Below are 14,515 nucleotides of genomic sequence, written 5' to 3' on the forward strand. Positions count from 1 at the left end.
CATGCTGAGCTGGATCGTCCGCACCTCGCTCACCCAGCGCATCTTCGTGCTCGCGCTCGCGGTGCTGCTCGTCCTCCTCGGCCTGCGCGCGTCGAGCGACGTGCCGCTTGACGTGTTCCCCGAATTCGCCCCGCCGATCGTCGAGATCCAGACCGAGGCGCCGGGCCTCTCCACCGAGGAGGTGGAGAGCCTGATTACCGTACCGCTCGAAGTGGGCGTCAACGGCGTGCCGGGGCGCACCACGCTGCGCTCCAAATCGGTGCTCGGCCTGTCCTCGGTGGTCATATTGTTTGCGCCCGGTACCGATGTCATCCGCGCGCGCCAGCTCGTCCAGGAGCGCGTCGCCCAGGTCCAGCCGCGCCTGCCCGCAGCCGCCCGCGCGCCGGTGATGCTGCCGCCGCTCTCCTCTACCAGCCGCGCGATGAAGATCGGGATCAGCTCGAGGACACTCGACCAGATGCAGCTGTCCGAGCTGGTCCGCTGGACGATCCGCCCCCGGCTGATGGCGGTGCCCGGCGTCGCCAATGTCGCTTCCTGGGGTCAGCGCGACCGCCAGTTGCAGATCCTGGTCGATCCCGATCGGCTCCGCACCGCCGGCATCACCCTGGCCGAGCTGCGCGCCGCGGCGGGAGATGCCGTGCCGGTCGGCGGCGGCGGCTTCGTCGATACCCCCACCCAGCGCCTTGCCGTGCAGCAGGTCGGTGCGATCCAGACTGCCGAAGACCTGTCCCGCACCCTGGTCAAGCTCTCGGGCGGCGCCCCGATCCGCATCGGCGATGTCGCGCAAGTGACGGAGAACCATGCCGCGCCGATCGGCAACGCGATCATCAACGATGGCCCCGGCATCATGCTGATCGTCGAGAAGCAGCCGACCGCCAACACGCTCGACCTGACCAAGGGTGTCGAGGCCGCGCTCGCCGAGATCAAGCCGGGCCTGAAGGGCGTCGAAGTCGATACGACGATCTTCCGTCCCGCGACCTTTATCGAGCGCTCGATCGACAACCTCACCCGCGCGCTGGCGATCGGTTGCATCCTCGTCGCCGCGGTGCTGATCCTGTTCACCCGCGACTGGCGCCAGGCGGTGATCAGTCTGGTCGCGATCCCGCTTTCGCTGGTCGGCGCCGGGCTGGTGCTGCTGTGGAGCGGGGTGACGATCAACACCATGGTGATCGCCGGACTGGTGATCGCGCTCGGCGAAGTCGTCGACGATGCGATCATCGATGTCGAGAACATCGCCCGTCGCCTGCGACTCAACCGCGAGGCAGAGAATCCCCGCCCGGCACTGGAAGTGGTGTTCGACGCCTCGATCGAAGTGCGCAGCGCCGTGGTGTTCGCCTCGCTGATCGTGATGCTGGTGTTCCTGCCGATCTTCTTCCTCGGCGGACTGGCCGGCACCTTCTTCCAGCCGCTGGCCATCGCCTATATCCTCGCCATCGCCGCCTCGCTGCTCGTCGCGCTCACCGTCACCCCGGCGCTCAGCCTGATGCTGCTGCCCAATGCACCGGTCAGCGAGCATCGCGACACCCGCTTCGTCCGCCTGCTGAAGCGCGGCTATGCCGGGCTGCTGCCCCGGCTCACCGATCGCCCGCGCTTGGCGATGGGCGTGGTAGCCGCCGGGCTGGCGGTCGCCGCGATCGGCTATACGAGCTTCAAGGACGAGTTCCTGCCGCACTTCCGCGAAACCGATTTCCTGATGCACTGGGTCGAGAAGCCCGGCACCTCGATCGAGGCGATGGACCGGATCACGATCCGCGTCTCGAAGGAGCTGCGCGATATCCCCGGGGTGCGCAATTTCGGCGCGCATATCGGCCGGGCCGAGGCTGCGGACGAAGTGGTCGGCCCGAATTTCACCGAGCTGTGGATCAGCCTCGACGAGAAGGCGGACTATGACGCCAGCGTCGACAGGATCCAGGAAGTGATCGACGGCTATCCCGGCCTGTTCCGCGACGTGCTCACCTATCTGCGCGAGCGGATCAAGGAAGTGCTGACCGGCGCGGGTGCTTCTGTGGTCGTCCGCATCTTCGGCCCCGATCAGGCCGAGCTGCGCGCCGCGGCCGAACGGGTCCGCACCAGCGTCGCCGGGATCAACGGCGTCGCCGATCTCAAGGTGGAGCAGCAGGTGCTGGTTCCCCAGATCCAGATCCGTCCACGTCCCGCCGAAATGGCCCGGCTCGGCCTCACCGCCGGCGAGGTCCGCCGCCAGGCCGCCACGCTGGTCGCGGCCGAGAAGGTCGGCGAGATCTACCGCGATCAAAAGTCCTTCGATGTCGCGCTTTGGGGTGCCCCGGCGATCCGCGGTGACCTTCATGCACTTGCCGGCCTGGCGCTGCAGACGCCCGATGGCAGCCAGGTCCGGCTCGGCGATGTCGCCGATGTCCGCATCGCGCCCGCGCCCAACGAAGTGAAGCGCGAGAATGGCGAGCGCCGGATCGACGTGACGATGAACGTCAAGGGTGCCGATCTCGGCTCGGTCGCCCGCTCGGTCGAGCAGGCGGTGGCGGGCCTGCCCTTCGCCCAAGGCTATCACGCCAAGGTCCTCGGCGAATATGCCGCGCTCAAGGAATCGCGCCAGCGGCTCTGGACGACGGGACTGCTCTGCCTGATCGGCGTGCTGCTGCTGGTGTGGATGGAGTTCCGCTCGCTCAGGATCACTGCGCTCGTTGCGGCCAGCCTGCCTTTCGCGCTGGTCGGGGGCGTGGTCGCGGTGGCGCTTACCGGCGGGACGATGTCGCTCGGCTCGCTGGTCGGCTTCGTCACCGTGCTCGGCATCTCGGCACGCAACGGCATCATGCTGCTCTCGCACTATGACCATCTCCGCCGTGTCGAGGGCGAGGTGTTCGGGCCCGCGCTGATCCGGCGCGGTGCCGAGGAGCGCCTCGTCCCGATCCTGATGACCGCCGCCTGTGCCGGCCTCGCGCTGATCCCGCTGATCGTCGCCGGCAATGCGCCGGGGCACGAGATCGAGCATCCGATGGCGATCGTCATCCTGGGCGGGCTGGTCTCCTCCACTCTGCTCAATCTGTTCCTGATGCCCAGCCTCTATGCCCGTTTCGGTCGGGAGCACGAGGCCGGCCCCTCCCTCCGCCAAGGAGCGCTCGCATGACGCGCCGCCTCTCGCCCCTGCTGGCGCTCGCCGCGGCAGCCTGCGCAACGCCCGGGGCCAGGCCTCCGGCAACCACACCACCGCCGGGCATCGAAGCGGGCTTCGCCCCCCTGCCCTCCGCCTCGATCGCGCCCGTGCCCGATCAATGGTGGCGGCTGTTTGACGATCCCGAGCTCGACCGGCTGGTTGCGGCGAGCCTGGCGGCGAATGCCGATCTCCGCGTCGCCTATGCCAATCTCGATGCCGCGCGCGCCGCGCTCCGTCAGGCCCGGGCCCAGCGGCTGCCCCAGGCGACAATCGAGAGCAGCCTGACGCTCGACGATCCGGCGAACCAGCCCAGCGCCGCCACGGTCTCGTCCTCCGACTATGACATCGCCGCGACCATCAACTGGGATGCCGACCTGTTCGGCCGGCTGCGTGCCGGCGCGCTCGCCGCGCGCGCCGATGCCGCCGCCGCCGAAGCCGCGGCCGACGGTGTCCGGGTCGCTGTCGTGGCCGATACGGTTCTTGCGTATGTCGATCTCTGCGGCGCCCATCGGGCCGAGGCCGTCTCGCGCGAGATCGTTGCCGCCCAGACCCGCTCGGTCGAAATGCTGCGCGACCAGTTGCGCGCCGGCGAGATCTCGCCGCTCGAAGTCTCGCAGGCCGAGAATATGCGCGCGACCGCCGAAGCCTCTGTCCCGGGCTTCACCGCACAGCGAAGCAACGCGCTCTACCGGCTGGCCACCCTCCAAGGCCTCGCCCCCGCCGCAGCACGTGGCTGGAACCTGAGTTGCACCGCCGTGCCCCATCTCTCCGGTACCGCACCGGTAGGCGACGGCACTGCGCTTCTGCTCCGCCGTCCCGATATCCGCGAAGCCGAGCGCAAGCTCGCCGCTGCCGCGGCGCGGGTCGGTGTTGCCCGGGCGGAGCTCTACCCCAAGGTAAATCTCGGTGGCGCGCTTGGGCTGCTGCGCGGCGACTTCTCCGCAGCCCTCTCTCCGCTGGTCAGCTGGGCGCTGCCCAATGTACCCGGCCGCGCCAAACTCGCCCAGGCACGTGCCACCGAAGCAGGCACGCTGGCGAGCTGGGACGTCGCGGTGTTGCGGGCTCTCCGCGAAGTGGAGACTGCGCTTGCAGAAATGGACGGCGAAGTGCGCCGCAACCGCGCCCTTGCCGATGCCGAGCAGGCCGGAGCGCTCTATGCGAAGCGCAGCGCCGCCCGCGTCCGGCTGGGCGATGCCGCGCCGCTGCTGAGGATCGATGCCGAACGCAGCCTCGCGACCGCCAGGCTGGAGCGCGCCCGGTCCGATCTGCTCGTCGCCCGCAACCAGGTCCTGCTGTTCCGTGCCCTTGGCGGCGGCTGGCAGGCCTCCCCCGCGGAGGGCCAGTAATGCGCATCCTGATCATCGAGGACGACCAGGAAACCCGCGACTTCATTGCACGCGGGCTCGGCGAAGCCGGCCATGCCATCGTCACGGCGACCGATGGCCGGGACGGGCTGTTCCAGGCCACCGAAGGCAATTTCGACGTGCTGGTGATCGACCGGATGCTACCGGTGATCGACGGTCTCTCGGTCGTCCGCATGCTGCGCGCCGGCGGCTGTACCATCCCGGTGCTGATCCTCACAGCGATGGGCAGCATCGAGGACAGGGTCGAGGGCCTGGAGAGCGGCGCCGATGATTATCTGGTCAAGCCCTTCGCCTTTTCTGAACTCAGTGCGCGGCTGCAGGCGCTGGGGCGGCGCCTGCCGACTACCCAGGCCGAGCCCAACCGGCTCGTCGTCGGCGACATCGAGCTCGATTTCGAACGCCGCCTCGTTCGCCGGGCCGGTCGACGGGTCGCGCTCCAGCCACGCGAATTCCTGCTGCTCGCCGAGCTGATGCGCAATCCGCACCGCGTGGTCACCCGGACGATGCTGCTCGAGCGGGTCTGGGACTTCGACTTCGAGCCCAAGACCAATATCGTCGAGACGCATCTCAGCCGGCTGCGCGGCAAGCTCAATGCCGGGTTCGACGAGGATGCAATCGAGACGGTGCGCGGTGCGGGCTACCGCATCCGGGGCGAGTGATGCGTCCACTTGGCCATTCCACCTTCGGCCTCGCCATGCTGGTGAGCCTGGCGCTCACCCTGGGCGCGGTCGGTATCGGTGCGGTTTCCTATGAAGTGACGCACGAAGCCCTCGAACAACAGCTGGATCATCGCACTGCGACCGAGACCCGGGCGCTGCTCGCGGAGCCCGGCAGCGAGCGAACCGCTGCAATCGCCAGCGGCATCAGCCGTAGAGAGGCGATCCCGGGCCCCGAGCATCTCGAATATCTACTGGTCGATGCCAAGGGCCACCACCTGGCCGGGCAGCTGGACGCAGTGGCGCCGCAGCAGACGGGACACGCGGAGTTCCTTCACTATCACGATGGCCGGATTGGCCAGTCCCTGACCACCCGCCTGGCCGATGGGGCGACGCTGGTCGTCTCTGCCGACCGCGCGGTGCTCGACCAGACCGATCGTCACCTGCTGCTACTGTTCACCACCGCCTTCGGGACCATGCTGCTGCTCGGACTGGGTGGCGCCTGGACGCTCGGCGCCCTTACCCGCGCGCGGCTTCGCAAGATGGACCGGGCGGCGCTCGCGATCATCGGTGGTGACCTGACCCACCGCATGCCGATCGACGGTTCTGACAGTGAGTTCGACCGGCTTTCCGCGACGCTCAATCGCATGCTCGACCGCATCGCCGCGCTGATGTCCAATCTCCGCCAGGTATCCAGCGACGTCGCGCACGACCTGCGCACCCCGCTTACCCGGCTGCGCAACCGGCTCGACGAGGCCGCAACCGGTACCGGAGAGCAACGCGACGCCGCCATCGAGGCCGCCACCCACCAAGCTGACGAGTTGCTCGAGATCTTTGCCGCTCTGTTGCGCATCTCCGAGGTCGAGGGTCTGGGCGTCCGCAGGCAATTCCGCGAGGTCGCGCTAAGCGAAGCGCTGCTTGAGCTCGCCGACACCTACAAGCCCGACGCCGAGGCTGGCGGCCACAGCATCGAAACCGACATCGCCCCCGAGATCCGCGTGCTCGGCGACCGGCGCCTGCTGATCCAGCTCGCCGCGAACCTGTTCGACAATGCGCTACGCCATACGCCGCCGGGTACCCATATCCATGTAGCTCTTGGCGTGGAGGACGGCATTGTCCGCTTATCCATATGCGACGATGGGCCGGGAGTGCCCGATGCCGCGCGCGGTCGGCTGTTCGAGCGGTTCAGCCGGGCCGAGCAGAGCCGCTCCTCGACCGGTCATGGCCTGGGCCTGGCACTGGTCGCCGCCATCGCTGCCGCGCATCGCGGCGAAGCGACCCTGCTGCCCGGCCCCGGCTTCGGCATCGCCGTGTCGCTGGGGCCGACAGTCGCCTAGGCAGCCACCGGGACTTCGCGATCCGCACGTGGCAGTGTCAGGCGCAGCAGCACCGGCATCGCGATCAGCACCAGTGGATATTGCAGTGCGAGGCCCGCGATGATCGCCACCGCCAGCGGCTGCTGGATGCCCGATCCCTGCCCAATCGCGAGTGCGAGCGGGAGCAGTGTGAGGATCGCCGCCAGCGTCGTCATCGTGATCGGCCGCAGACGGTTACGGCTCGCTTCGCGCACGGCCGCAAGCGGCGGCATCCGGTGGCGCAGTTCCTCGAACTCCGAGACATAGAAGATCGCCATCTCGGTGCCGATGCCGATGATCATCGTCATGCCCATCAGGGCCGTGATGTTGAGATCGAGGCCGGCGAGCCATAGCGCCGTGAACACCGCGGTCGTGGAGAGCAGCGAGCAACCGATGATGATCAGCGGGGTCGCGAAACGTCGATAGAGCACGAGGAGCAGAATGAACTCGGCGATCAGCGCCGCCACGAACACCTTGGTCAGCCCGTCAAAGGCGATCTGCTGTTGCTGGTAGAGCCCCCCCATCTCGTAGCGGACCCCGGGGGCCAGCACGCCGGATTTGTCGATCGCCCTGGTCACGTCGGCGACTGCAGCGCCGATACCGCGCCCGGTAATGCGCGCCGTCACCGCCACCATAGGCTCCAGATTCTCCCGGCTGATCTGCGGCTGGCCGCTGACCGGCGCCAGCGTCGCCACCCGCGAGAGCGGGAAGACATGCCCGTCAGTCGCCCGGATCGGCAGCTGGGCGAGCTGGTCCTGGGTGAGCGTCGTCACGCCGGGCAGGCGCACGCGGACGTCCACTGCCTTGCTCGGCTGCGGGATCGAGGTTGCCACCACGCCGGTCAGCGCATTGTCCAGCGCGGTCTGGACATCGGCCGGCGTGACGCCCTCATAGCCCGCGCGGATCGGATCGATCTTCACGTCGATCGCATCACCGGCCAGCTGAAGCCCGCTCTTCACTTCGACCACGCCGGGAATCTTGCCGATCAGCGCGGCAATCTTCTCGGCCTGGGGCCCGAGCGCCGCCGCGTCGGAGGAATAGAGCTTCACTTCGATCGGCTGGGGCACTGCGGTCAGGTCGCCGATCAGGTCTTCCATCAGCTGTGCAACCTCGACCTCGACGCCGGGAACCTTGCGTCCGATTTCTTCGGCGACCGCGTTCATCTTCTCCTCGGTCGGGATCGAATGGCCCGGTTTCAGGCGCACGAAATAGTCGCCGTGATAGCTTTGCCCCAGATCGCCGCCCAGGCCGGTGCCGAGCCGCCGCGAGAAGGTATCCACGTCCTTGTCATTCCGCAGCAGCGCGTCGACCTGCGCCATGCGCCGGCTGCTCTCATCGAGCGAAGTGCCCGGCGGCGTGAAATAGTCCATCACGAAGCCGCCCTCGTCGACTTTCGGCATGAAACCGGTGGGCACGTTGGAATAGGCGACATAGCCAAGGATCAGCAGCGGCACCGCCGCCATCGCAAGCAGCCAGGGCCGCCGCATCGCGCCGTCGATCGCCTGATCGTGCCGCCGCGCCATCCAGCCTTGATGGCTGCCATGCGCGGGGGCCTTGTCGTCGGTCTTGAGAAGCCGCTGGGCCAGCACAGGCACCACGAGCGCAGTCATCGCCCATGAAATCGCCAGCGCCGCCGCCATGGTGAGCGAAAGCGCCTTGGAGAAGGCCCCGGTCACGCCAGTGAGGAAGGATAGCGGCAGGAACACGATGAGCGTCGCGAGGCTCGATCCGGCCAGCGGTGCCAGGAACTCGCGCGCGGCGGGCAGGATCGCTGCCTTGCCGACAGGGGCGCCGGGCGCAGAGCCATCGCCCTGCACGCGCCGGACGATATGCTCGATCATCACGATGACATCGTCGATCAGCAAGCCCACCGCCGCGGCGATTCCCCCCAACGTCATGATGTTGAAGCTCATGCCGGCAACTGCCAGGACCAGCACGGTCGCCATCAGTGTCGCGGGCACGACGATCAGCGCCACCAGGGTCACGCGCCAGCTGCGCAGGAAGGCGAGCAGCACGATCGCCGCCAGCACCAGCCCGATCAGAACCGCGTCCCGCACGCTGGCAAAGGACTGGCTGACCAGCTCGCTCTGGTCGTACCAGTTGAGCAGCTTGACGCCCGGCGGGAGCTTGAATGCGGCGAGCTTTGCTTGCACTTCCCCTGCGATCTGCACCGAGTTGCCGTCGGGCTGCTCATAGATGTTGAACAGCACGGCGGGCTTGCCGTCCTCGGTCACGCGCAGCCATTGCGGCAGGATGCCGTCCTGCACGGTGGCGACGTCGCGCACGCGGACCACCCCGCCGGCGCTCGACTTGACGACCACATCGCCTATGCGCTCCGGCGACGCGATCGTGTGATCCGCGATCACCAGCGACAGGCGGCCGCGATCCTGCACCTGCCCGACCGCGCTCAGCACATTGCCATTGGCGATCGCCGTCGAGAGGTCGCCCATCGACAGGCCGAAGCTTGCCAGCCGCGCCGGATCGGCGAGCACCTGCACCTCCTGGGTCTCGCCACCCTGCACATCGACACGGGCCAGGCCCGAGATACCCGATAGCAGGGGCGTGATCTGGTAGCGTGCCAGATCCTGGAGCTGGGACGGCGAAAGCTTGTCCGATACCAAGGCGTAGGAGATGATCGGGAAGACCGTCGGGTCCATCCTGCGAACATTGTAGCGCGTGCCTGCGGGCAGCGCCGAGATCGCGCGGGCCATCGCCGCATCGACCTCCAGCGTGCTTGCGACCATGTCGCGGCCCCAGCCGAAATCGATCGAGATCTGCGCGGCGCCGCGCGACGTCTCGGACCGGACATTCTGGACGCCGGGCACCGCACGGAGCGCCTGTTCCACGGGCCGCGTCACGGTCAGCGCCGTCTGGTCGGCCGGACGACTACCGGCGTCGATATCGACGACCACACGCGGAAAGGACACCTGGGGAAACAACCCGATCGGCAGCGACAGGGCCGCCACCAGGCCGGCGAGTGCCAACGCTATCGCAACGACGACAAAGGCCCGCGACTGGCTGGCCAGCAGGTTTGCGAACCTCACTTGGCATCACCCGTGCGCACCCCGTCGCCGTCCGAGAGCTGATACGCCCCGTCGACGACCAGCGGCAACCCCGCCGTCGCCTTTCCGGCGACGACATCACGGTCCGGCGTGGAAACGAGGATCTTCACCGGCACCGCCCGCGCCTTGCCTCCCGCGACCTGGAAGACCATTGCCTGTCCCTGCGCATCGACGGTCACTGCCTTGTGCGGTACCAACCAGCCTTGTGCCTTGCCGGTGACGATCGCCACCCGGACCGCCTCTCCGGTCAGGAAGCTGCCAGCCGGATAGGCAATATCGGCATCGACTTGCCGCGTGGTGGCGTTGAGCATGGAATCGACGCGCACGACATGGCCGGTCACGCTGGCCCCACCCTGGAGCCGCGACAGCTTCACCTCCGCACCGACCCGGACCTGATCGCGCAGCGCCGGATCGACGCCCGTCGTGATCACCAGCGATCCGCTTCGCACCACGCTCAGCAAAGCGGCGCCCGGCTGGGTCCGGTCGCCCTCGGCAACCGGGAGCGTCGCGACCACGCCGTCGAACGGCGCACGGAATGTCATGGTGCCGGAGCCAGCACCCTCGGCCCGCATCGCGGCAAGCTGCGCCCGGGCGTCGGCAAGCGTCTTTTCCGCCTGGGCAAGCTGATCGCGGGTCGCGAGCTGCTGGGACAGCAACTGCGCGGTGGAATCGCGCTGCAACTGCGCCGCTTTCACCGCGTCGGACGCCTGGGTGAATGCGCTGCGCGCAGTCGGGGCAACGGCAAAGGTCAGCAAAGGCTGGCCGGCGCGTACCGCAACGCCCTGCGTCACCAGCAGCTTGAGCACCTGCCCAGGCTGCGGCGTACTGATGGTTTCCTGGCCATTGCCCGAAGGCGCGGCCGACCCATAGGCCTCGATCAAGGTCGGCAGGCTACCCTCGACGGCCTGGGTCACAGTCACCTGCGTGGTCGGGTCCGACTGGTTGTCGGGCTGCGCTGCGCCGCAACCGGCAAGCGCGATGGCGATGCCTAGCGCCGTAGCGATGCGGGGCGCGCTCACTTCGCGGCTCCATCGGCGCCGGGATCGGGGAAACCGAGCGTATCGACCGCGGGCAGTCCGGTGCCGATCAGTGTCTGGATCGCGACCTGTCGGTCGAACAGTGCGAGCTCGAGCGTCATCACTTCCTGTTCCTTGGAGAATCGATTGCTGAGGAGGTCGACGAACGACCGTTCATCGAGCATGCTGGCGGCGAAGGCCTTGGCTGCGCGATCGGCAAAGGCTCTGGAATCGTCGAGATCGTGGCGGGCAGCAGCAAGCTGGAGCGCGATCTGGTCCCGCTCGCTGAGCAGCGCCCCGACCTCGCCGGTCACTGCATCGAGCCGGGCCGCATATTCGCGATTGAGCTGCTGCCGAGTCGCCCGGGCGATCGCGATATTGCCCTGGTTGCGGTCGAACACCGGCAGGCCGAGCTGGACGTTGGGCCCGCCGCTGATCACCTTGCTGTTGTCGCTGGACGCCGAGGCGCCAAGGATCAGGTCGGGGAATTGCGAGAGGATCGCCACGCGGAGCTGTTCATCCTGGGCGGCATAGCCGGCGCGCAACGCGAGCAGATCGGGGCGCCGCTGTGGCAGCGTCGCCAGCATCGACCGGATTTCGCGCGGATCGAACGCCGGCAGATCGATCGCATCCGCGAGCGGTAGCGTAACGTCCGGTGCGATACCGAGAAGTGCGTTGAGCTTGTGCCGGTTGGCCAGCTGCGCCTGGTCCTGCTGAAGCATTGCTGCCCGTGCCGCCTGCAACGCACCGGCACTCGGCGCCAGTGTCGAAAGTGTCGAATTGCCGCTCTCGAGCGCCTTGCGGTTCGCAGTGTAGCGCTTCGCCATCAGCTCATAGGCTTGCTCAAGCATCGGCCGCAGCCGTTCGCCGAGCACGATATCACCCGCGAGCTGGCGTGCCTGTCCCGCCACCTGCCATTCCTGCCAGAGCAGATCGGCATGGACCTGGTTGAGGCTATCCCTGGCCGAGCGCCGCCTCGGCTTGAGCACGATCAACGCCTTGATGTCCTGCGACAGGCCGAGATTCCAGCCGGACACCGATCCGGCGCCGGAAAGCAGGGGCAGGATCGCGCCGCTGAGGCTCGGATTGGGCAATACGCCCGCCTGGACGAGCTGCGCCTCGGCCACACCCGCCTTGGCCCGTACGGCAAGCAGGTCGGGATTGCGCGTCACCGCCAAAGTGGCGACCTCGCTGACCGTCAGCGCGCGCGCGGGCAGGTCCGGGATGGCGGCCAGGCTGGGCGCCAGCGACGCGTCGGTCTGCAGCGGCAGCGACGTATAGTGCTGGCAACCGGCAAGCGACGCGGCGAGCGCGATCAGCAGCGTAGATCGGGTTTTGAGAATTTGGGGCACGAGGTACCTCTAAAAAAGGGACGCAGCCGCCCATGAGGGATAGGCGGCGGCGCCCCGACCGGAAGCAGGGATCGCGCTCCGGTCAGTCCGGGTTCGGGCCTTCGACAATGTTCTCGAGAACCTTGCCCGTCACCGCGTCGACGCCGACCTCATAGCCCTTGCCGCCCGCCTTGATATCGAACGAGTAGCGCAGCCCGCTTCCGCCCTTCTCGGCTTCCAGCTCATGGTCGGTGACTTTCCCCGGCCGTGCCTTGAGAGCGATCGCCTGCGCCCGGGCCAGCGTCAGTTTCGGCTTGGGCGCCTTTTGCGCCGGGCTCGCGACAGCCGTGAAAGGAAGAGTAGCGGCGATGCCTGCCAGAAGTGTGAGACGGCCAATATTGCGCATGATCCTGCTCCAATGCTCCCCCGTCCGGGTCCTTCTGCATGGGTGCGCCTTGGCTGAGCGTGAGGCGAACATTGGGAATCCCCAACTTGCCCGACCGCCGCATCAGGAGTTTAATCGGATGCGCCTCGACCGGGGCTCTTTTGGATTCCGCCCGTGAAACTGCTGTTGCTCGAAGACGATGTGGAGACGCGCACGCACATCGTGCGGCTGCTTCAGGCCGAAGGGCACGTGGTCGATACGGCGGGGACCGGTCCCGATGCGATCTTTCTCGGCACGACCGGCAGTTACTCCGTCCTGATCCTCGATCGGATGGTGCCTGGGGTGGACGGGCTCGGCGTGGTTCGTTCCTTGCGGGCTGCGGGTATCCAGACCCCTGCGCTGTTCCTCACAGCGCTTGGCGAGGTCGATGACCGGGTCGCCGGCCTTCAGGCGGGTGCGGATGACTATCTGGTCAAACCCTTCGCCGCCTCCGAGCTGCTTGCCAGGATCGAAGCCTTGGCACGACGTGCGCCCGTAGCCGACGTGGCAACGGTGCTGCGTGCAGCCGATCTCGAGGTCGATCTGCTCAGACGCCAGGTGACGCGTGCCGGCAAGCGGATCGACCTGCAGCAGCAGGAGTACAAGCTGCTCGAATATCTCCTGCGCCACGAAGGCAAGATCGTCACGCGCAGCATGCTGCTCGAGAATGTCTGGTCGTTTCATTTCGACCCCGGCTCGAACCTGATCGAGAGTCACATGAGCCGGCTGCGTGCCAAGGTGGACAAGGGCTTCGACCGGGAGCTGATCCAAACCATTCGCGGCGCTGGCTATCGGCTCGATGCAGACGCCTAGGCTACTGGTCAGCGGCGCGTTCCGCTTCGCGATCGCCCTTGCCCTGGTCTTCGCGCTTGGCGCCGTTGCCCTGCTCGCCATCGTCGAGCACTCGGTATCCGCCTATGCGGTGGAAGCGGCGGGAGACGGAATCCTTGCCGAGCATGATGTGTTGGTGGGGGAATTCGAAACCAGCGGGCGGGCCGCGCTGATCGCGGCGATAAACCGTCATACGCGCGCCGTGCGGGAGGACCAGTTCCACTATCTCCTGTTCGATGCCGCGGGCGCCCGCCTTGCCGGCGCGCTTCCGGCGGCGGCGGCCCGCACCGGATGGCACGAATTCGAAGTGTTCGATCCCGACCGGGGTGGTTCGGGCAGACCCGTGCCGGTCAGGGCGTTCGGCTCGCGCCTTGCGGATGGCACGCTGCTGGTTGTGGCGAACGATATTTCCGACCTGCAGGACCTGCGCACCGGCCTGAGGACGTCGACCGTCGCCTTCGGGGTGCTGATATCGCTCCTGGCACTGGCGGGCGGACTGGTCGTCGGCACCCTGTTCCTGCGCAGGCTCGATCATGTGAACAACGCGATCGCCCGGATCAATGACGGGCGCCTCAACGAGCGCCTGCCGCGCATCGGAATGGGTCCGGAGTTCGACGAGCTGTCGGTCAATCTCAACCGGATGCTCGACCGGATCGAAGTGCTGATGAACGGTCTGCGCCAAGTCTCGACCGACATCGCCCATGACCTGCGCACCCCCCTGACGCGCCTGCGACAGCGGCTCGAGCGCATGCAGCTCGGCACCGATCCCGCGCCGGTCCCCGAGCAGATCGACGGCGCGATGGCGCAGATCGACGAGATCCTCGGCATCTTCGGCGCCTTGCTCCGGATCGGCGCGATGGAAGCCCGCGGCGCCCAGGCGAGCCTTGGCACGGCCGATCTGAGCGAAATGCTGGGGCGGCTCGGCCAGCTCTATGCTCCCGCGATCGAGGACGCCGAGCACGTCCTCGATGTATCGATCGCGCCGGAAATCACGGTGCGCGGCGATATCGAGCTGCTGACCCAGGCAGTGACCAATCTCATCGAGAATGCGATGAACCACACGCCGGCGGGCAGCCGCATCCAGCTCGAACTGGAGCGGGACGGCGATCAGGTCCGGCTCATGGTTGCCGACAACGGCCCCGGTATCGCGGCCGAGGAGCGGTCGCGCGTGCTCGGGCGCTTCTATCGGATCGACAGCAGCCGCAGCACACCCGGCGCCGGCCTCGGCCTCGCCCTGGTCGATTCGATCGCTCGCCTGCACGGGGCGACGCTCACCCTGGCGGACAACACGCCTGGCCTGCGGGTCGAGCTTCTCTTCCCCCACGCGCCGCGTTGAGGCGCGACCC

The 14,515-nt window shown here is 67.7% G+C and carries 10 protein-coding genes; 6 read left to right on the forward strand and 4 right to left on the reverse strand.

The genetic code is table 11. The features are described 5' to 3' along the window. Window position 1: 1 nt before the first annotated feature. The 4 genes from GGR46_RS23485 to GGR46_RS23500 are packed head-to-tail and all read left to right on the forward strand — an operon-like array spanning window position 2 to window position 6,487. On the forward strand, window positions 2–3,103 hold the full coding sequence (locus GGR46_RS23485; RefSeq protein WP_184000515.1) for an efflux RND transporter permease subunit: 3,102 nt from the start codon (window positions 2–4) through the stop codon (window positions 3,101–3,103). Beyond that, the gene (locus GGR46_RS23490; RefSeq protein ID WP_184000516.1) at window positions 3,100–4,476 is read left to right on the forward strand and encodes an efflux transporter outer membrane subunit; all 1,377 of its coding nucleotides are present in this window, start codon (window positions 3,100–3,102) and stop codon (window positions 4,474–4,476) included. Before GGR46_RS23485 ends, GGR46_RS23490 begins: the two co-directional genes overlap by 4 nt. Further along, a complete protein-coding gene (locus tag GGR46_RS23495; RefSeq protein WP_184000517.1) occupies window positions 4,476–5,153 on the forward strand; it encodes a response regulator transcription factor in 678 nt (225 codons plus the stop codon). Before GGR46_RS23490 ends, GGR46_RS23495 begins: the two co-directional genes overlap by 1 nt. Further along, window positions 5,153–6,487, forward strand: coding sequence for a sensor histidine kinase (locus tag GGR46_RS23500; protein ID WP_184000518.1), 1,335 nt, complete (start codon window positions 5,153–5,155; stop codon window positions 6,485–6,487). Before GGR46_RS23495 ends, GGR46_RS23500 begins: the two co-directional genes overlap by 1 nt. On the opposite strand, the gene GGR46_RS23505 is transcribed toward GGR46_RS23500, so the two are convergent. The 4 genes from GGR46_RS23505 to GGR46_RS23520 form a co-directional block, all read right to left on the reverse strand. Next, entirely contained in the window at window positions 6,484–9,549 is a 3,066-nt protein-coding gene (locus GGR46_RS23505) for an efflux RND transporter permease subunit (RefSeq protein ID WP_184000519.1), read from the reverse strand. The two genes, GGR46_RS23500 and GGR46_RS23505, sit on opposite strands and share 4 nt — an antisense overlap. Continuing rightward, window positions 9,546–10,586, reverse strand: a complete 1,041-nt coding sequence (locus GGR46_RS23510; protein ID WP_343058333.1) for an efflux RND transporter periplasmic adaptor subunit — start codon at window positions 10,584–10,586, stop codon at window positions 9,546–9,548. Before GGR46_RS23510 ends, GGR46_RS23505 begins: the two co-directional genes overlap by 4 nt. Then, window positions 10,583–11,935, reverse strand: coding sequence for a TolC family protein (locus tag GGR46_RS23515; protein ID WP_343058334.1), 1,353 nt, complete (start codon window positions 11,933–11,935; stop codon window positions 10,583–10,585). Before GGR46_RS23515 ends, GGR46_RS23510 begins: the two co-directional genes overlap by 4 nt. 82 nt (window positions 11,936–12,017) lie before the next feature. Beyond that, on the reverse strand, window positions 12,018–12,320 hold the full coding sequence (locus tag GGR46_RS23520) for a PepSY domain-containing protein (RefSeq protein ID WP_184000520.1): 303 nt from the start codon (window positions 12,318–12,320) through the stop codon (window positions 12,018–12,020). 153 nt (window positions 12,321–12,473) lie between these two features. Between GGR46_RS23520 and GGR46_RS23525 the strand changes: the two genes are divergently transcribed. Together GGR46_RS23525 and GGR46_RS23530 are read left to right on the forward strand one after the other, a co-directional pair. Then, window positions 12,474–13,151: a winged helix-turn-helix domain-containing protein gene (locus GGR46_RS23525; RefSeq protein WP_184000521.1), complete on the forward strand. Its 678-nt coding sequence runs from the start codon at window positions 12,474–12,476 to the stop codon at window positions 13,149–13,151. Then, window positions 13,138–14,505: a HAMP domain-containing sensor histidine kinase gene (locus tag GGR46_RS23530; RefSeq protein WP_184000522.1), complete on the forward strand. Its 1,368-nt coding sequence runs from the start codon at window positions 13,138–13,140 to the stop codon at window positions 14,503–14,505. The genes GGR46_RS23525 and GGR46_RS23530 overlap by 14 nt, the downstream gene beginning before the upstream one ends. Window positions 14,506–14,515: the final 10 nt, after the last annotated feature.

The organism is Sphingomonas kyeonggiensis (assembly GCF_014196745.1).
In the GTDB taxonomy this organism is placed as follows: Bacteria; Pseudomonadota; Alphaproteobacteria; order Sphingomonadales; family Sphingomonadaceae; genus Sphingomonas; species Sphingomonas kyeonggiensis.